The 18,872-nt window shown below is 73.5% G+C and carries 16 protein-coding genes; 11 read left to right on the top strand and 5 right to left on the bottom strand.

What is annotated here, in order from left to right; translation table 11 throughout:
• Positions 1-164 precede the first annotated feature (164 nt).
• Together BKA05_RS16005 and BKA05_RS16000 are read right to left on the bottom strand one after the other, a co-directional pair.
• Positions 165-674, bottom strand: coding sequence for a MarR family winged helix-turn-helix transcriptional regulator (locus BKA05_RS16005; RefSeq protein ID WP_179532317.1), 510 nt, complete (start codon positions 672-674; stop codon positions 165-167).
• Between the two features lie 5 nt (positions 675-679).
• A complete protein-coding gene (locus tag BKA05_RS16000) occupies positions 680-1,483 on the bottom strand; it encodes a putative protein N(5)-glutamine methyltransferase (RefSeq protein ID WP_343045708.1) in 804 nt (267 codons plus the stop codon).
• A gap of 139 nt (positions 1,484-1,622) precedes the next feature.
• Between BKA05_RS16000 and BKA05_RS15995 the strand changes: the two genes are divergently transcribed.
• The 6 genes from BKA05_RS15995 to BKA05_RS15970 all read left to right on the top strand — a co-directional run bounded on the left by BKA05_RS15995 (position 1,623) and on the right by BKA05_RS15970 (position 9,298).
• Positions 1,623-2,804, top strand: a complete 1,182-nt coding sequence (locus tag BKA05_RS15995; protein ID WP_179532315.1) for an oxidoreductase — start codon at positions 1,623-1,625, stop codon at positions 2,802-2,804.
• A 74-nt stretch (positions 2,805-2,878) separates the two neighbouring features.
• Positions 2,879-5,773 carry an ATP-binding response regulator gene (locus BKA05_RS15990; protein ID WP_179532314.1) on the top strand — a complete coding sequence of 965 codons (2,895 nt, stop codon included), beginning with the start codon at positions 2,879-2,881 and terminating at the stop codon, positions 5,771-5,773.
• A gap of 1 nt (position 5,774) precedes the next feature.
• Positions 5,775-6,155: a response regulator gene (locus BKA05_RS15985; protein ID WP_179532313.1), complete on the top strand. Its 381-nt coding sequence runs from the start codon at positions 5,775-5,777 to the stop codon at positions 6,153-6,155.
• Between the two features lie 41 nt (positions 6,156-6,196).
• A complete protein-coding gene (locus BKA05_RS15980; protein WP_179532312.1) occupies positions 6,197-7,360 on the top strand; it encodes an NAD(P)H-dependent amine dehydrogenase family protein in 1,164 nt (387 codons plus the stop codon).
• Entirely contained in the window at positions 7,357-8,181 is an 825-nt protein-coding gene (locus tag BKA05_RS15975) for an SDR family oxidoreductase (RefSeq protein ID WP_179532311.1), read from the top strand. Before BKA05_RS15980 ends, BKA05_RS15975 begins: the two co-directional genes overlap by 4 nt.
• 46 nt (positions 8,182-8,227) lie before the next feature.
• Positions 8,228-9,298, top strand: coding sequence for an MBL fold metallo-hydrolase (locus tag BKA05_RS15970; protein WP_179532310.1), 1,071 nt, complete (start codon positions 8,228-8,230; stop codon positions 9,296-9,298).
• An 88-nt stretch (positions 9,299-9,386) separates the two neighbouring features.
• On the opposite strand, the gene BKA05_RS15965 is transcribed toward BKA05_RS15970, so the two are convergent.
• Genes BKA05_RS15965 through BKA05_RS15955 form a run of 3 tightly spaced genes read right to left on the bottom strand, consistent with a single transcriptional unit; the run spans position 9,387 to position 11,432 of the window.
• Positions 9,387-10,076 (bottom strand): lysoplasmalogenase, encoded by a 690-nt coding sequence (locus BKA05_RS15965; protein ID WP_179532309.1) that lies wholly within the window; start codon positions 10,074-10,076, stop codon positions 9,387-9,389.
• Positions 10,063-10,512: a GNAT family N-acetyltransferase gene (locus tag BKA05_RS15960; protein ID WP_179532308.1), complete on the bottom strand. Its 450-nt coding sequence runs from the start codon at positions 10,510-10,512 to the stop codon at positions 10,063-10,065. Before BKA05_RS15960 ends, BKA05_RS15965 begins: the two co-directional genes overlap by 14 nt.
• Entirely contained in the window at positions 10,512-11,432 is a 921-nt protein-coding gene (locus BKA05_RS15955; RefSeq protein ID WP_179532307.1) for an alpha/beta hydrolase fold domain-containing protein, read from the bottom strand. Before BKA05_RS15955 ends, BKA05_RS15960 begins: the two co-directional genes overlap by 1 nt.
• Positions 11,433-11,890: 458 nt before the next feature.
• Here BKA05_RS15955 and BKA05_RS15950 point away from each other — a divergent pair, with 458 nt between their 5' ends.
• From BKA05_RS15950 to BKA05_RS15930, 5 genes are all read left to right on the top strand, one after another.
• Complete coding sequence (locus tag BKA05_RS15950; RefSeq protein ID WP_179532306.1) at positions 11,891-12,967, top strand: thiamine ABC transporter substrate-binding protein; 1,077 nt, start codon at positions 11,891-11,893, stop codon at positions 12,965-12,967.
• A gap of 14 nt (positions 12,968-12,981) precedes the next feature.
• A complete protein-coding gene (locus BKA05_RS15945) occupies positions 12,982-14,676 on the top strand; it encodes an ABC transporter permease (protein WP_179532305.1) in 1,695 nt (564 codons plus the stop codon).
• 34 nt (positions 14,677-14,710) lie between these two features.
• On the top strand, positions 14,711-15,703 hold the full coding sequence (locus BKA05_RS15940; protein ID WP_179532304.1) for an ABC transporter ATP-binding protein: 993 nt from the start codon (positions 14,711-14,713) through the stop codon (positions 15,701-15,703).
• A gap of 44 nt (positions 15,704-15,747) precedes the next feature.
• Entirely contained in the window at positions 15,748-16,788 is a 1,041-nt protein-coding gene (locus tag BKA05_RS15935) for a phosphatase PAP2 family protein (RefSeq protein ID WP_343045707.1), read from the top strand.
• A gap of 63 nt (positions 16,789-16,851) precedes the next feature.
• Positions 16,852-18,858: an acyl-CoA dehydrogenase family protein gene (locus BKA05_RS15930; protein ID WP_343045706.1), complete on the top strand. Its 2,007-nt coding sequence runs from the start codon at positions 16,852-16,854 to the stop codon at positions 18,856-18,858.
• Positions 18,859-18,872 lie beyond the last annotated feature (14 nt).

Here is an 18,872-nt window from a genome sequence, read left to right as displayed (position 1 = left end):
CCAACTATCTCTGTCCGAGTGTAAGCCCGGTCACGGCGGGCCGTCGAGGCCGGTCCGCGGGGCGGGGCACGCCGGTTCGGCGGGGCGTGCGGGTCGAGCCGGCGTATCAATACGCCGGTTCGGCGGGGATGCGCGGGGCCTTGAGGGGTGGGGAGGGGGAGGGGTCAGTCGCCGTCGACGCGGTCGCCGGCGCCGGCGCGGAGCGTGCCGAGGAGGCGGGTCAGGTCGCGGACGGTGTCGTCGCCGAGGTCCGAGCCGAGGGCGGTGAAGACCGCGTTGAGGTCGACGGTGGCCGCGTCGACGGTCGCGGCGCCGGCCTCGGTGAGCTCGGCGTGGACGACCCGGCGGTCCTCGCTGCGTCGCTGCCGGCGTACGAACCCCTGGGCCTCGAGCCGGTCGACGGCGCTGGTGACCGAGGCCGGGTGGACCTGGAGCAGCGAGCCGAGGCGCGTCATGGGCAGCGCGCGGTCGCGGGTGAAGGAGAGCAGGCGCAGGACCTCGAAGCGGGCGAAGGTCAGCCCGTGCGGCCGCAGGGCGCGCTCCACCCGCTCGGCGAGCAGCTGCTGGGCGCGCGTGACGGAGGTGACCAGGGCCATGGCGTCCGCGGCGTCGCCCCAGCCGTGCGCCACCCACTGGCGGTGCGCCTCGCGGATCGGGTCACGGGTCGGCTCCATCGGGGTCAGTATCCCGCGTCGACGCCCCTGGGTCGGCGACCGACCGCCGCCGTCGCGTCGAGGGCGTCGTCGGTGTGCAGCGCCGCGTCGAGGCCGGCGTCGCGCAGCAGGGCGAGGGTGGAGGGTGACTGGGCTCGTCCGGTCTCCAGCAGGAGTACGCCGGTGGGCGCGAGCCACTGCGCGGCGCCGGCCGCGACCCGGCGCTGGACGGCGAGGCCGTCGGGCCCGCCGTCGAGGGCCGCGCGCGGCTCGTGCAGGCGCGCCTCCGCGGGCATGAGCGCCACATGGTCGGTCGGGACGTACGGCGCGTTGGCGAGCAGGACGTCCACGCGCCCGCGCAGGCCCGCCGGCAGCGCGTCGTAGAGGTCTCCCCGGTGCACCCGGTCGGCCGGCAGGTTGCGGCGCGCGCAGTCGACCGCGGCGGGGTCGAGGTCCGCGGCGTGCACCTCGGCGTCGGGGCGCCGGTGGGCCACGACCGCCCCGAGAGCACCGGTGCCGCAGCCGAGGTCGACCACGACCGGGTCGCACCGGGACTGCAGGGCGGCGAGGGCGAGGCGGACCAGCAGGCCGCTGCGCGCACGGGGGACGAAGACACCGGGCGCCGTGCGCACCCGCACGCCCTCGAAGCCCACCCAGCCGAGGAGCACCTCGAGCGGCTCCCCGGCGACCCGCCGCACCACGAGCGACTCCAGGTCCTCGCCCGTGGCGGCGTCGCTCAGCAGGGCGGCCTCCTCCTCGGCGTACACGCACCCTGCCGCGCGCAGCCGAGCCACCAGTCCCTCGGGGTCGATGGGATCGGCGGGGGCCACGCGACGATGATCGCGTCCGGTGGGGGTAGTCCGCATCCCATCGCACCCTCAGCGCACGCTGAGGGTGCGATTTCCTGCGGAGTACCCCGATCCAGCCTTGAAACGAGAACACGTTCTAGAACGGGGCTACCATCAACGGGTGAGCACCCCCGACGTCCTCGCACCGGCCTCGCTCGGGCCGGTGGCGCTGCGCAACCGCACGGTCAAGGCCGCCACCTTCGAGGGCCGTACGCCGCACGGCCAGGTGACCCAGGAGCTGATCGACTACCACCTCGCGGTGGCCGAGGGCGGCATCGGGCTGACCACGGTGGCCTACCTCGCGGTGGCGCCGGAGGGCCGCACGCACCGCGAGCAGGTCGTCGTCGGACCCGACACCGAGGGCGGGCTGGCGCGGATGGCCGAGGCGGTCAAGGCGACCGGGGCCGCGATCGCAGGGCAGGTCGGTCACGCCGGGCCGGTCGCCAACGGGCGCTCCAACGGCGTCCACGCGCTGGCCGCCAGCCGGATGCCGAGCCCGTTGTCGATGCAGATGGTGCGCAGTGCCACCGAGGCCGACCTGACCCGGGTGACCGGTGCCTACGTCGCGACGGCCCGCACGCTGGTGCGCGCGGGCTTCGACGTGCTCGAGCTGCACATGGCGCACTCCTACCTCATCAGCTCCTTCCTCGCGCCCGGCCTCAATCGCCGCAAGGATCGCTGGGGAGGGCCTCTGGAGCACCGGGCCCGCCTGGCCCGCCAGGTCGCCCGCGCGGTGCGTGAGGAGGTGGGCGACGCCGTCGCGGTGACCGCGAAGGTGTCGTTGTCCGACGGCTTCAAGGGCGGGGTCACCCTGCGTGAGTCGATCCAGCTGCTGCGGCTGCTGGAGGAGGACGGCACGCTCGACGCCGTCCAGCTCTCGGGCGGCTCCTCGCTGATGAACCCGATGTACCTCTTCCGCGGCGACGTGCCGGCCGACGAGTTCGCGGCGTCGATGCCTCTGCCCGTGCGCTGGGGCATGCGGACGCCGGTCGGCCGCTCCTTCCTCAAGGAGTACCCCTTCGAGGAGGCCTACTTCCGGCCCAAGGCCCTCGAGGTGCGCGAGGCCGTCTCCCTGCCGCTGATGCTCCTCGGCGGCATCAACCGACTCGAGACGATGCAGCAGGCGATGAGCGACGGCTTCGACTTCGTGGCCATGGGTCGCGCCGTGCTGCGCGAGCCGGACCTGGTGAACCGGCTCACCGCCGGACAGGCCGCCGCCGGCGTGTGCATCCACTGCAACCGGTGCATGCCGACGATCTACTCCGGGACCCGCTGCCCGGTCCGGGACGCACTGCCGGTGTGAGGCTCTTCCGGGGGCGCATGAAGAAGGCGTGAGGTCCCTCGCGCGACGTCGTGTCGCCGGGGGACGGTGGGGCCATGCCTCCATCCGCGGGATCCCGCCTCGACCCTGACGTGGCCGACACGTCGGTCGACGTGCCCGTCGTGGACCCCCGCGCAGGCTCGTACGACGACGGGACCCCGTGGACCCACGACCCGGTGTTCGCGTGCGCCGGTGAGATGGCCGCGCGGATGCGCTCGCACCCGTGGGAGGACAGCGTCCTCGGTGCGCCCGCCCGGTGGCCGGCCGTGCTCAGGACCTCCGTGAGCATGGTCCTGCGCAGCAAGTACCCCATGACGCTGACCTGGGGCGAGCAGTTCGTCATGCTCTACAACGACGCCTACGTGCCGGTGCTGGGTGACAAGCACCCGACAGCCCTGGGTAGCCCCCTGGCCGAGCAGTTCCCCGAGATCTGGGACGCGATCGGGCCGATGCAGGACGCCGTGCTGCGCGGCGCCGAGGCCACCTGGGACGAGAACCTCCCGCTGGTCCTCGAGCGGGGCAACGGGCCGGAGGAGTGCTTCTTCACCTTCTCCTACTCGCCGGTGCCCGACGGCGACCAGCCCGGCGGCGTCCTCGCCGTCCTCTCCATGACCACCCCCGAGGTCCTGGGCGCGCGGCGCCTGGAGATCCTCAACGACGTCGGCGCCGTGGCGGCGTCCGACCCCGAGACGGCGGCCGCTGGCATCGCGGCCGCCCTCGACCGGCATCCCAGCGAGCTCCCCGGCGGCCGAGTGTGGCTGACGGAGGACGGCGTGACCCGTGTGGTCGCGACGTTCGGTGAGCCGGGTCCGCTCCCCGAGGCTCCCACCTCGGTGGAGGGCCCGACCTTCCTGGGAGCCGGTCGGACGGCGTGGCTGGGACTTGGGGGGGCCCATCGACCCAGCCACGCCGTCGCCCCCCAGCGCGAGCCCGTCGAGCCCGTCGAGCCCGTCGAGGGCTCGGGCGACGACCGGGCCAGGGACATCCTCGAGCTCCGGCTGCCGGAGCGCCGGCCCCTCGACGACCCGCACCGCCGCTTCCTCGAGCAGCTCTCGCAGCACGTCGGTCAACGTCTCGAGGCCGCCCGGGCGCGCCAGCTGGAGGCCGAGCGGGCGCAGGCCCTCACCGAGCTCAGCACGGCCAAGTCGCACTTCCTGTCGACGATGAGCCACGAGCTGCGCACGCCGCTCACCCTGCTGCTCGGCCCGCTCCAGGACGTGCTGACGGGGCGGGTTGACGTCTTGGACCGGGCGGCTGTCGTGCGGCTCGACGCACAGTGCCAGCGCCTGCTCGCGATGGTGGAGGACCTGCTGGAGGTCTCCCGTGCCGACGGCGGTCGACTGACGGTCCACCCCGAGCCCGTCCAGGTGCAGGACCTCACCGCCCGACTCGTCGCGCCGCTGCTCGAAGCGGGCGAGCGGGCCGGGCTGACCATGACCTGGACCCCTCGCGGCTCGGGGACGTGCCTGCTCGACGTACGCCTGTGGGAGAACGTGGTCCTCAACCTCGTCAGCAACGCCGTGAAGTACACCCTCGAGGGGTCCGTGCACGTCGACCTGGAGCTCGGCGAGCAGCTGGTGCTGACGGTGCGTGACACCGGCATCGGCATCCCGGAGTCCCAGCAGCCCCTGGTCTTCCAGCGGTTCCACCGGGTGCGGGCCCACGAGGGACGCAACATCGAGGGTGCCGGCGTCGGGCTCGCGATCGTCGCCGACTCCGTCGCCGCCCTGGGTGGCCAGCTGGGGCTGGAGTCGGAGCCCGGCGCGGGGACCACGATGACGGTGCGGCTCCCGGTCCGGGGGACCGAGGACGGCGGCACCGCGGCGCCCAGCGCCAACCGGCTCGCCGGGGTGCGGGCCAAGGCCCTCGACCTGGTGCCGGCGGGTGGCGCCCTCGGGGTCGCGTCGCGGTCGGCGCAGGACGACGGGCCGGTCGTGCTGGTGGTCGACGACAACCTGGCGATGCGTCAGCACGTCGCCGCGTCGCTGGCGCAGGTCGGGCGCGTCCTGGAGGCCAGCGACGGACAGGACGCCCTCGGCGTCCTCGCCCGAGAGCACGTCGACCTGGTGGTCAGCGACGTGATGATGCCGCGACTGGACGGCGAGGGCCTGGTGGCTGCGATCCGTGAGTCGCGGGACCGACCCGACCTCCCGGTCCTGCTGCTCTCGGCGCGCGCCGGCAGCGAGGCAGCGGTGAGTGGCCTGGCGCGGGGCGCGGACGACTACGTCGCCAAGCCCTTCTCCCGCGAGGAGCTGGTGGCCCGCGTTCGCGCGCACCTGGAGCTCTCGGCGCTGCGGCGGGAGAGGCAGCGCCGCCGGGACCGCGAGACCATGCTCGCCGGGGTCTCCCACGACATGCAGACGCCACTGGCCACGATCGCCAACGCGCTGGAGCTGCTGGGGTCGCTGGGCATCGCGGACCTGCCGTCCGAGATCACCGGCACCATGGGTCGCAGCGTGGCCTCGCTGCGCGGCCTGGTCGCGGAGTTCCTCGACTGGTCCGCACTGTCGACCGGTGCGGGGGTGCGGGTGCACCTGGAGGACCTCGAGGTGCCGACGCTGGTCGCCGACGTCGTCTGGCCGCGCGGCCTGGAGCTGACCACCCAGGTGGCGGCCGGTGCGCGGGTGCGCGCCGATGGGCAGCGGGTGCTGCGGATCCTCGCCAACCTCGCCGGCAACGCCGTCGCCGCGGGCGCGACCCGGCTGTGGGTGGTGACCGACCGAGACGTCGACGGCCTGCACCTGCGGATCCGTGACGACGGCTCGGGGATCTCCGACGGGATCCGGGAGCGGCTGTTCCAGCCCTGGACCACCTCGCAGGACTCCCGGGGCAGCGGTCTCGGCCTGCACGTCTCCCGTGAGTCCGCGCGGGCCATGGGCGGCGACCTGACCCTGGTCGACACCTCGACCGCCGGCACGACCTTCGACCTGCGACTGACCTCCGGAGACTGACATGACCTCACTGCTGCTGGCGGAGGACGACCACGACCTGCGCGACCTGACCACCCTGGTGCTGGCCCGGCACGGCTGCGCCGTGACCGCGGTCCAGGACGGGGGCGCCGCGCGCGACCTCGTCGTTGGCGGGGCGCGTTTCGACGTGCTCGTCCTGGACCTCGACATGCCCGTGTGCACCGGGATCGACGTGGCCCGGGCGGCCCGAGCGGCCGGGCACACGGGGCGGATCATCCTGTGGACCGGGTGGAACGTCTCGGTGGAGGACCCGGCCATCTCGGACCTGGACGTCCGGGTGCTGGGGAAGCAGGACGTCTCGGTGCTGCGGTCGGCGGTGCTGGAGACGGGTCCGGGGCTCGACCTGGAAGCGCGCGCCGGCTGAGCCACTTCCCTATGACTAGAACGTGTTCTAGTCTGCGACCCATGTCACAGGTCATCCCCGAGAAGCCGCTGCGGGTCGTCGTCTGGTCCACCGGGACCATCGGTCGGCACGCGATCGCGGGCGTCGACGCCCACCCCGACCTCGAGCTGGTCGGCGTCTGGGTCTCCAACCCCGACAAGCACGGCAAGGACGCCGGCGTCCTGGCCGAGCTCGGCCGCGAGCTCGGTGTTCCCGCCACCACCGACCGGGACGCGCTGATGGCACTGGCCCCCGACGCCGTGGTGCACACCGCGATGACCGACGACCGGGTCTTCGAGTCGATCGAGGACCTCATTTGGATGCTGGGCCACGGCGTCAACGTCGTGTCCTCCGGCCCGGTCCTCCTGCAGTGGCCGCACGGGATCCTCCCCGACGAGATCCTCACCCGCATCGAGGAGGCCGGCCGCAGCGGGAACGCCAGCCTGCACGTCAACGGCATCGACCCCGGCTTCGCCAACGACGTGCTGCCGCTGGTCATGACCAGCCTGTCGCAGCGCATCGACGAGGTCCGGGTCATGGAGATCTGCGACTACTCCACCTACTACCAGCCGGTCGTCATGGGCGACCTCTTCGGCTTCGGCAAGCCGATGGACGAGCTCGGCTTCCTGTGGCACCCGGGCGTGCTGACGATGGCCTGGGGCTCGGTGGTCAAGCAGATCGCCGCCGGCCTCGGTGTCACCCTCGACGAGCCACTCACCGAGGAGGTCGACCGGCGCCCGGCCACCCGTGACACCGCCAGCGTCTCCGGCGACGTCGCCGAGGGGACCATGGGCTCGGTCCGCTTCGCGGTGGTCGGCAAGGTCGACGGCGTACCCCGTGTCGTGCTGGAGCACATCACACGCACCGACGCCGAGTCCGACCCCGACTGGGACTCCCCGCCCGTCGGCACCGACGGCTGCTACCGCGTCAAGATCACCGGCGAGCCGATGATGCACGTCGACTTCGTCCACCACGGCGAGCACGGCGACCACAACGTCAGCGGCATGATCACGACCGCGCAGCGCCTGGTCAACGCGCTGCCCGCCGTCGTGGCCGCCGAGCCCGGCCTGGTCACCGCGCTGGACCTGCCGCTGGTCACCGGCCGCGGCCTGGTCGCCGGCTCCGGCCACACCGGCACGACGGGCTCGACGGGCTCGACGGGCTCGACCACCGGGGAGGCACGATGAGCATCCTCGACCGCTTCGGCGTGCCGGGCACGGTCGCCGTCGTCACCGGTGCCGGGCGCGGCCTCGGCGCCGCCACCGCTGTGGCGCTGGCCGAGGCCGGCTCCGACGTGCTGATCTCCGCGCGCACCGAGTCCCAGCTCGAGGAGGTCGCCGCGCAGGTCCGGGCCACCGGGCGCCGCTGCGTCAGCGTCGCGGCCGACCTCAGCGACCTCGACGCGGTCGCCGGCCTCGCGCAGACGGCGTACGACGAGCTGGGTCGACTCGACATCGTGGTCAACAACGTCGGCGGCACCGGCCCGCGCGGCTTCCTCGACACCAGCCCCGGCTACCTCGAGCGGGCCTTCTCCTTCAACGTCAGCACCGCGCACGTGCTCACCAGGGCCGCGGTGCCACTGCTGCTGAAGACCCTCGAGGGGGAGGACGAGGCGAGCGCCGCCCAGAAGTCGGTGGTGACGGTCAGCTCCACGATGGGGCGCAGCGCGGACCGTGGCTTCGTCGCCTACGGCACCGCCAAGGCCGCGCTGGCGCACTGGACGAAGATGGCCGCCCAGGACCTCTCGCCGCGAATCCGGGTCAACGGCATCTACGTCGGCTCGATCATGACCAGCGCCCTGGAGATGGTCGCCGGCGACCCGAACCTCATGGGACAGCTCGAGGGCAAGACACCGCTGGGTCGCGTCGGTGAGCCGGCCGACATCGCCGCGGGGGTGCTCTACCTGTCCTCGAGGGCGGGGCAGTACCTCACCGGCAAGCTGCTCGAGATCGACGGCGGCATCCAGCAGCCGACGCTCGACCTCGGCTTCCCCGACGTCACCGCGTGAGCCGACCGCCGGTGCCGTGCCTGATCAGGTGTCCTAGGGTCGCCGGGTGAGCCTGTCGAACACCCCCACCGCCCATGCCGTCTCCCCGGACTCCGGGGAGCACTGGACCGCGGAGGGTGCCTGGCAGGTCGCACCGGGGCTGTGGCGCATCCCGCTGCCGCTGCCGATGGACGGCCTCAAGGCGATCAACGTCTACGTGCTCGAGACCGACACGGGGCTGACGCTGATCGACGGCGGCTGGGCGATCCCGGTGGCGCGCGAGCTGCTCGAGCGCTGCCTGCGCCAGATCGGCGCGGGCTTCGGGGACATCCGCCGCTTCCTGGTCACCCACGTCCACCGCGACCACTTCACGATGGCCACCGTGCTGGGCCACGAGGTCGGGGCCGAGGTGGCGTTGGGCCGCGGCGAGGAGCCGGCGCTGGACCTGCTCAACAACGCCGACCAGATCACCGAGAGCCCCTTCCTCGCGGTGCTCCGCTCCTCCGGCGCGCTGGACGTCGCCGAGGAGTGGGCCGCGGGCCGCGGCGACGACGAGGTCCCGCCCAAGGAGGACTGGCAGTACCCCACCCGGTGGATGGACGGCGACCACACCATCTCCGTGGGGCACCGCTCGCTCGAGGCCGTGCACACCCCCGGCCACACCCCGGGCCACTTCGTCTTCGCCGACCGGGCCGAGGCCGTGCTCTTCGCCGGGGACCACGTGCTGCCGACGATCACGCCGTCCATCGGGTTCACCGTGCCGCCGACCGACCAGCCGCTGGGAGACTTCCTCGGTTCGCTGGCCCGGGTGCGCTCGCTGCCGGACCTGCGGATCCTCCCCGCCCACGGCCCGGTCGCGCCCTCCACCCACGCCCGGGTCGACGAGCTCGTCGCCCACCACGAGAAGCGGCTCGCCCAGAGCCTCGCCGCGCTCTCCGGTGGGCCGGTGACCGCGCACGACGTCGCCGGCACGCTGGGCTGGACCCGTCACGAGCACTCCTACGACTCCCTCGACGTCTTCAGCCGCGGCATGGCCGCGATGGAGACCAAGGCCCACCTCGACCTGCTCGTCGCCCGGGGCCAGGCCACCGCGACCCCCGCGGAGGACGGGGTGCGCTACACCGCGGTCCGGGACTGAGCGCGCCGCGGAAGGTCTGACTGATGACGGTCAGACCTCTCGGATGGCGGTCGAACCTTCGACCGCACACCGCAAGGTCGGACTGACATCAGTCGAACCTTCCAGCCGCCGGGACCACCCGCCGGAACCCCACCGCCAGCAGCGCCTGCGCGAGGGTGTACGTCGCCATCACGACCCGCTCCATCCACCGGGTGCTGGCGTCGGGCCGGCCGGCGAGCACGAGGTCGCGGGTGCCGAGCACGGTGTCCGAGGCCAGGAACACCGCCCCGCCGGCCGCGAGCAGCCGTCGCGTCGCCGGGTCCGTCCCGACCGCCTGGGTCACCGCGGCCATCGACGCCACCGTGAGCGTGTACGCCGTCACGGGCACCCCCAGGCGCGGGTCGACCCGGTGGGCGGCAAGCCCCATCAGCGGGGCGGAGGCGAGGGTGGACCCGGCCATCAGCCGGACCCGCCGGCTGGCGAGGAGTCGGTCGCGGGAGACGTGCGGGGCCAGCGCGGCGACGTACCCGCCGTGCGCGACGGCGAAGGACGCGACGCCCGCACGGAACGCGCGCGGCCCGTCCACCATGAGCGCGACGTCGCCGGCCCACGAGCCGGCGAGCCCTACCGCGACGGCGGGGGAGCGCGGCGGCACGGCCGCCGCGAGCGTCGGCACCAGCGCGGTCTTCGTGACCGCGCGGGCCGCCCGCACGCCCCGCGAGGGCAGGCGTCCGGCCAGCCAGGTGTCGGCGACCGCGAGCGCGGCGTAGGCCGCCAGCACGCGGCTACGCGCGGCCATCGGCGGCCCTGACCATGGGCAGGTGCGGGATCGACCCGTCGAGGAACTCCGGGCCGCACACCTCGAAGCCGAACGTGGCGTACCAGCCGGTGAGGGGCGTCTGGGCGGCGAGGACCACCGGACGACCCTGGCAGACCTCCAGGCACGCCGTCATCAGTGGTCCGGACAGGCCGCGGCCACGGGCCTGCGGCGCCAGCGCGACCCGGCCGACGCGCCACTCGTCGCCGTCGTCGAGCACCCGGGCCACGCCCACCACCTCGTCGGTGTCGTCGCGGAGCACCACGTGCACGGTGCCGGGCTCGGTGTCGCGGCCGTCGAGGTCGTCGTAGGGGTCGCCCTGCTCGACGACGAAGACCTGCTGACGCAGCCGGAACACGTCGTGCGCGGTGGTCGCGTCCATCTCCGCCCAGGACAGGACGTGGGTGTAGCAGTGCATCAGCCCAGGAACTCCCGGGTCGCCCGCCAGGCCCGCCGCGCCTCGGGGATGAAGGAGACCAACGGGTAGACGTGGATCAGCCCCGGCTCCTCGACGTAGGTGAGGTCCCACCCGGCCTCCTCGGCACGCCGCGCCAGCAGCCGGCACCCCGGCACCAGCAGGTCGCGGGTGCCGCAGAACATCAGCGCCTGCGGGAGACCCGACAGGTCGGCCAGCCCCGGGGAGACCTCGGGTCGACCGAGGTCGTCGGCCGACCCCGCCCACCAGGTCGCGTAGGCGTGCAGCTTGGTGATCCGCAGCCACGGGTCGCGCCGGGCGAACCACGCGGTCGCCGGCGTCGAGGTCGTCAGGTCGACCCAGGGGGAGTGCAGCAGCAGGTGCGTGGGCTGCGGGCCGCCCCGGTCGCGCAGGGACTGGGCCACCGCGAGGGCCAGCCCGCCCCCGGCAGAGTCGCCCGCCACGACGGTCGGGCCCCCGGCCGTCAGCTCCGCGGTCAGGTCGACCAGCGCGTCGTGGGAGTCCGCCCAGGTGTGCCCGGGGGCGAGGGGGTAGTCCGGGAGGAGGACGCGGGCCTGCAGCGAGGCGGCCAGCCGGGCGGCGTACCGCACGTGGAAGGGGTCCAGCGGCGCGACGTACCCGCCGCCGTGCAGGTAGAGCACGGTACGACGCGGTGTGCTGCCCCGGCGGGTGATCGTGTGCACGGGGAACCCCTCCCCGCCCGCGGTGCCCGCTCCGACCTGGCGGGTCTCGACCGCGAACCGCCGGTCGAAGCGCACCACCGCGTTGGTGGGCAGGTCGCGCCCCATGTCGCGGTGCCAGCGCTCGATGCGCGCCCGCTCCTTCTCCTCGGAGTCGATCTCCAGGGAACCGCGCATCTTCGGGATGCCGACGGCGATCAGGTCGTGTCTGAGGCTGGCCACGCCCCCATCCCACCAGATCGGTGGGTGGGCGAATGGGTGGTCTCGACGCCCGCTCGTCGCTGGCGCTCCTCGCTGCTCGACCACCGGGGGGCCCGCTCGTCGCTGGCGCTCCTCGCTGCTCGACCACCGGGGGGCCCGCTCGTCGCTGGCGCTCCTCGCTGCTCGACCACCGGAGGGCCCGCTCGTCGCTGGCGCTCCTCGCTGCTCGACCACCGGAGGGCCCGCTCGTCGCTGGCGCTCCTCGCTGCTCGACCACCGGGGGGCCCGCTCGTCGCTGGCGCTCCTCGCAGTTCGACCACCGGAGGGCCGGTTCGTCGGGAGCGGCTGGGTGGGCGGTAGCGTGGCCCCGACAAGACAGGGGAGCACGGGCGGCTGGTGGCCGGGCGGGCTGAGAGTGCGGGAGAGCCGCAGACCCTCACGAACCTGCTCCGGTTAGCACCGGCGAAGGGAGTCGTCCCGTGCGACGTACCACCGTTCCTGCCCTCCTCACCTGCGCGCTCGCGCTCAGCTCGTGCTCGCTGGTCGGCACCGGCGACGACGAGGCCGCCGACCGACCGACCGGTGACGGCACCACGGAGGCCGGCGGCCCCGTGGTCCTCGTGACCCACGACAGCTTCAGCCTGCCGAAGAAGCTCATCCGGGCCTTCGAGGCCGAGACCGGCTACGAGCTGGAGCTGCGCGCCAACGGCGATGCCGGCTCGATGACCAGCCAGCTGGTCCTCAACGTCGACAACCCGCTCGGCGACGTCGCCTTCGGCGTCGACAACACCTTCGCCGGCCGCGCCCTGGAGGCCGGGGTCTTCGCGCCGTACCGCGGCGAGTGGCCCGCCGGGGTCGAGGAGTACGCGCTGCCCGGTGACGACGAGGGCGTGCTGACCCCGGTCGACAACGGCGACGTGTGCGTCAACGTCGACACCGCGTGGTTCGACGAGGAGGGCCTCGAGCCGCCGCAGACGCTCGAGGACCTCACCGACCCGGCCTACGAGGACCTCTTCGTCACCTCGGGCGCGACCACGAGCTCCCCGGGCTTCGCGTTCCTGCTCGCCACGATCGCGGCGTACGGCGACGACTGGCCCTCCTACTGGGAGGACCTGCTCGACAACGGCGCCAAGGTCGTCCCCGGCTGGGAGGACGCCTACTTCGTCGACTTCACCGCCGGCGGCGGGGGCGCGCGCCCGATCGTGCTGTCCTACGACTCCTCGCCGGCCTTCACCACCACCGACGACGGCGAGGACACGACCACGGCGGCCCTGCTCGACACCTGCTTCGAGCAGGTGGAGTACGTCGGGGTGCTGGCCGGTGCGGAGAACCCCGCCGGCGCGCAGGCGGTCGTGGACTGGATGCTGACGCCCGAGGTGCAGGCGGCGCTGCCGGACTCGATGTACGTCTTCCCGGTCGCCGACGGCGCCGGGCTGCCGGAGGCGTGGGCCGAGTTCGCCCCGCGCCCCGAGCAGCCGCTCGCGGTCGACGCCGCGGAGATCGACGAGAACCGGGACGACTGGCTGACCGAGTGGCAGGACATCGTCTCCCGCTGAGCGGGTCGACCGGCATGGCGGCAGCCAGGGCGACGGGGGGCGGCTCGACCGCCGGCAGGCTCGCGGGCCTGGCGGGTCTGGCCGCGCTCCCGGCCGTCGTGCTGGGCATCTTCTTCGTCCTGCCGGTGAGCGGGATGGTCGCCCGGGGCCTCGTCGACGACGGGGCCCTGGACCTGGCCGGCGTGCTGGAGGTCCTGGGGCGGCCGCGGACCGGGCGGGTGCTGTGGTTCACCGTGTGGTCCTCGGCGGTCGCGACCACGGTCGCGGTCGCCCTGGGCCTGCCGGCGGCGTACGCGCTGTACCGGCTGCGGTGGCCCGGCCGACGGGTGGTGCGCGCCTGCCTGCTGGTGCCGTTCGTGCTGCCGACCGTCGTCGTCGGGGTCGCCTTCCGCCAGCTGCTGGGTGAGGCGGGCCCGCTGGGCTTCCTCGGCCTGGACGGCACCGCGCGGGCGATCCTGGCCGGCCTGGTGTTCTTCAACGTCGCAGTCGTGATCCGCGGCGTGGGGGCCGCCTGGGAGTCCCTGGACGCCCGGCCGGGCGAGGCGGCGGCGGCCCTCGGTGCCTCGCCGGGGCACGTGTTCCGCACCGTCACCTGGCCCCAGCTGCGCCCGGCGGTGGTGTCCTCGGCCAGCGTGGTCTTCCTCTTCTGCGCCACCGCCTTCGGTGTCGTGCTGACCCTCGGCGGGCTGCGCTACGCCTCGGTGGAGACCGAGATCTACCTGCTGACCGTGCAGCGCCTGGACCTGCAGGCGGCGGCGGCGCTCTCGATCGTGCAGCTGCTGGCGGTGACCGCGCTGCTGCTGCTGGCCGCCCGGCTGCGGGCCGTCCCCGACCCGACCGTGGCGCGCCGATCCGTCCCGCCGCGGCGGCCCCGGCGTACCGACGTCGTGCCGCTGGCGGTGACCGGCCTGCTGCTGGCCTTCGTGGCGCTCCCGGTCGCGGCGCTGGTGACCGGGTCGCTGCAGCCCGACGGCCCCGACGGCGGCTGGTCGCTGGAGGCCTACCGGGCACTGGACGGCCGCGGGACCGCGCCCGGCCAGGGGGGCACGGCGCTGGTCGTGCCCGTCACCGAGGCGCTCGTGACCTCCCTGCGCACCGCGGTCGACGCGACCTGGATGGCGCTGCTGCTGGGCGGGCTGCTGGCGCTCCTGCTCACCCGGCGCTCCCGCTCGCGGACCGAGCGTCGGGTGCGCTCGGTGCTGGACGGGCTGTTCATGCTGCCGCTGGGGGTCTCCGCGGTGACGCTGGGCTTCGGGTTCCTCATCACCCTCGACGAGCCGCCGCTGGACCTGCGGGACTCCCCGCTGCTGATCCCCCTCGCGCAGGCCCTGGTGGCGCTGCCCCTGGTGGTGCGCACGCTGGTGCCGGTGCTCGGTGGCGTCGACGACCGGCTGCGCCAGGCCGCGCAGTCGCTCGGCGCGGGCCCGGTGCGGACCCTGGTCACCGTCGACCTGCCGGTCGCCTGGCGGCCGCTGCTGGCGGCGGGAGGATTCGCGTTCGCGGTCTCGCTGGGGGAGTTCGGCGCCACGTCGTTCCTGGCCCGCCCCGACGACCCGACGCTGCCCGTCGTGATCTTCCGCCTCATCGGCCGGCCCGGCCCGCTCAACGACGAGATGGCGATGGCCGCCTCCGTGGTGCTCGCCGGCACCACCGCCCTGGTGATGCTGCTGGTCGAGCGGCTCCGGGTCCCCTCGGTGGGTGCCCTGTGAGCGGCCACGAGACCCCACGACGGAGGAGGGCGGCATGACCCTGACCATCCGCGACCTGTCGGTCGCCTACGACGACGTGCCCGCGGTGCGGGGGGTCTCCCTCGAGGTGCCCGACGGGCAGGTGCTCGCGGTCCTCGGGCCGTCGGGGTGCGGGAAGTCGACGCTGCTGCGCGGGGTGGCCGGCCTCGAGCAGGCCGTCGGCGAGGTGGCGTGGGACGGCGAGGACGTCTCCCGGCTGCCGACGCACCGCCGCGGCTTCGCGCTGATGTTCCAGGACGGCCAGCTCTTCGACCACCTCACGGTCGCACGCAACGTCGGCTACGCACTGCGGCTGCGCCGTGCGGGCCGGGCCGAGGAGCGGCGCCGCGTGGAGGAGCTGCTCGCGCTCGTCGGCCTCGACGGGTACGCAGACCGGCTGCCACGCACCCTGTCCGGCGGCGAGCGGCAGCGGGTCGCCCTGGCCCGCAGCCTGGCCCACCAGCCGCGGCTGCTGCTGCTCGACGAGCCGCTCTCGGCGCTCGACGCCGGTCTGCGGCGGCGGCTCGCGACCGATCTGCGCGACATCCTGGTGCGTTCCGGGAGCACCGCGGTGATGGTGACCCACGACCACGAGGAGGCCTTCACGGTCGCCGACCGGCTCGCGGTGATGCGCGACGGGCTGCTGGTCCAGGAGGGGCCGATCGACGAGGTCTGGCGCTCCCCGGTGGACGCGGGGACCGCGCTGTTCCTCGGCTACGCGCGGGTGCTGCGCGGGCCGGCCGCCGCGGCCGTCCTGGCCGCGGCCGGCGCCCCGGGGGCGGCCGCGGTCGCCGTACGACGCTCGGCGCTGCGGGTGGACGACGCCGGTGCCCTCACGGGGCGGGTGGTGTCGCTGCGGTCGACCCCCGAGCAGCAGCGGCTCGAGGTCGACGTGGCCGGAGTGGGCGTGGTCGACGCGGTGACGTCGCTGGACCGGCGTACCGCCCCGGGGGAGGACGTGACCCTCGCGGTCGACGTGACCCGGCTCGCAGTCCTGGGCGAGGGATGAGCGGACGCCGGTCGAGGTGAACCCCCACCCCTAGACTGACCGCCGTGTACCGCCGCGCCTACTCCGCCCTCGTCGCGACGTCGCTCGCGATCGGCCTGTGGGCGATCATCACCGCCGAGGTGCTCGACAAGCGGCTGATCGACCCCGAGAGCAGTTTCCTCGGGCCGTCCTGGCTGCGACTGCCGATCCTCTGCTTCGGCGCCCTCGCCCTGGACCTGGTGCCGCGGTCGCTGTGGGGCTCCGGGGGCCACCCGCGGCGGGCGATCGAGATCGGCCGCGAGCGGCTGCGCAGCCACTGGACCCGCGAGCGGCTGCTGCTGGTGATGCTCGGCATCGTCGGCTTCTACGTGATCTACGTCTGCTACCGCAACCTCAAGTCGTTCCTGCCGCTGGTCAGCGACCGGATGTACGACCGCGAGCTGCACCTCCTGGACCGGGCGCTGTTCTTCGGCAACGAGCCCGGGCCGGTCCTGCACGACCTGCTCGGCACCACCGTGGTGGCGCACTTCCTCTCCGCGTTCTACCTGCTGTTCATCCCGATGGTCGCGATCTTGGTGACGGTCTGGCTGGTGTGGGCGCGCAACATCTCCCACGGCTGGTGGTTCGTCACGGCGCAGGGGTTCGCGTGGACCCTGGGCACGCTGTCCTACTACGCGCTGCCGACGCTGGGCCCGGGCCTGGAGTACTACTGGCTCTACGACGACCTGGCGCACACCGGCACCACCGACCTGATGAACGCACTGGTCAACGCCCGGCAGAACTTCCGCTTCGGCGACGGGCAGGCCCAGACCGTCGCCGGCTTCGCGAGCCTGCACACCGGCATCTCCCTGCTGTGGGCGCTGATGGTGCAGTTCACCGTGCAGAGCCGGCTGCTCAAGATCGTCTTCTGGGTCAACTTCGGCCTCACCGTCGTCGCCACCCTCTACTTCGGCTGGCACTACATCGCCGACGACATCGCCGGCATCACCATCGCCTTCGTCTCCTTCTACGTCGCGGGGCTGGCGACCGGGCAGAAGTTCGACCACGGCGGGCTGGCCTCGCACCCCACGACCACCACCTCGAAGGTGCCGGTCTCCCGGGACTGACCCCGGCCGCCCCCGCCCGCGAGGGGGGTGGACGGATGCGCGCGCACGGCTAGATTCGACGGTGTGGCTACCGACACCGTGACCCCCACCGACGCGTCCGACGCCAGCGGCTACGTGCAGCCCGAGGTGGACGTGCCCGCGCTGACCCGGCTGCTCGACGGCCGGTACGCCGAGGTGCGCAACCTCGTGCGCAGCAACCTGGCGGCGTACTCCTCGGTCCTGGAGGACGCCGAGACGCTGTCGCGCGAGGACTACCGCGAGCGGGTCAAGGAGATCGTCGTGGAGATGGCCGGCACCGGCCAGACCGGGATGGGCTTCCCCGAGGAGTACGGGGGGGGCGGCGACATCGGGGCCTCCATCGCCGCGTTCGAGACGCTGGCCTTCGGCGACCTGTCGGTGCTGGTGAAGGTGGGCGTGCAGTTCGGTCTCTTCGGCGGGGCGATCCTGCAGCTGGGCACCGAGCGGCACCACGAGGAGTACCTCCGTCGCGTCGTGACCGGTGAGCTGATGGGCTGCTTCGCCATGACCGAGACCGGTCACGGGTCCAACGTGCAGGCGCTCGGCACGGTCGCGACCTACGACGTGGCGACCCAGGAGTTCGTGATCACCACGACCCGCGAGGACGCCCGCAAGGACTACATCGGCAACGCCGCCGAGCACGGTGAGATGGCGGTGGTCTTCGCCCAGCTCGAGGTGGGCGGCGAGGGTCGTGGCGTGCACGCCTTCCTCGTGCCGATCCGGGTGCGCGACGGCGAGGGCGAGATGGTGCCGGCGCCGGGCGTGACCATCGCCGACGACGGGCTGAAGATGGGCCTCAACGGCGTGGACAACGGACGGCTGTGGTTCGACGAGGTGCGCGTGCCGCGGGAGAACCTCCTCAACCGCTTCGCCGACGTGACCCCGGCCGGGGTCTACGAGTCAGCCATCGAGAACCCCAACCGGCGCTTCTTCACGATGCTCGGCACCTTGATCCAGGGCCGGGTGTGCGTCGGCGGGGCCGGCATCAACGCCTCGAAGGTCGCGCTGACGATCGCGGTGAAGTACGCCCTGCGGCGCCGTCAGTTCGAGGCGAGCGGTGAGCAGGAGGAGCTGCTCCTCGACTACGGCATGCACCAGCGGCGGCTGCTGCCCCTGCTCGCGCGCACCTACGCCCTGCACTTCGCCCAGGACGTGCTCTCCGCGAGCCTGCACGACGTCCTCACCGGCGTGCGCGAGGACGAGCACACCCAGCGCGAGCTGGAGTCGCGGGCCGCCGGCACCAAGGCGCTCGGCACCTGGCACGGCACCCGCACCATCCAGGAGTGCCGTGAGGCGTGCGGCGGCGCCGGCTACCTCGCCGAGAACCGCTTCGCCGCGCTCAAGGCCGACACCGACGTGTTCACCACCTTCGAGGGCGACAACCACGTCCTGCTCCAGCTGGTCGCCAAGGGCCTGCTCACCGACTACGCCAGCGACTTCCAGGACATGGACCAGTTCGGCATGGTCCGCTTCGTCGCCGGGCTGGCCGTCGACACGGTGGTCGAGAAGACCCGGGTGCACGGGCTGCTCGAGCGGGTGCGCGACCTGCTGCCCGGGGGCGACGAGTGGGACCAGGAGGCCGGGCTGCTGGACCCGGAGTACCAGCTGGCGATGTACCGCTTCCGCGAGGAGCACATGATCAGCGGCGCCGCCCGCCGGCTCAAGCGCGGCATCGACAACAAGATGGACCCGGGCGTGGTGTTCTCCCGGGTGCAGGACCACGTCATCGGTGCCGCGCGTGCGCACATGGAGCGGCTGGTCCTCGAGGCCTTCGTCGAGAAGACGCGGGCGCTGCCCGACGGTGACCAGAAGGTCGCGCTGAGCCTGCTGTGCGACCTGCACGCGCTCTCGGGCATCGAGGCCGACCGGGCGTGGTTCATGGAGCACGGGCGGCTCTCGATCCAGCGCTCGAAGGCCGTCAGCCGCGAGGTGTCCTCGCTGTGCCGCAAGGTGCGGCCGCTGGCCGGCGACCTCGTCGACGCCTTCGGGGTGCCCGAGGAGATGCTGCGCTCGCCCGAGCTGATCGGCGACCTCGTTCCCATGAGGGGCTGAGCCTGGTATCACTC

The sequence above is a fragment of the Nocardioides marinus genome (assembly GCF_013408145.1).
In the GTDB taxonomy this organism is placed as follows: domain Bacteria; phylum Actinomycetota; class Actinomycetes; order Propionibacteriales; family Nocardioidaceae; genus Nocardioides; species Nocardioides marinus.
This window is presented reverse-complemented; position numbering and strand designations above follow the sequence as displayed.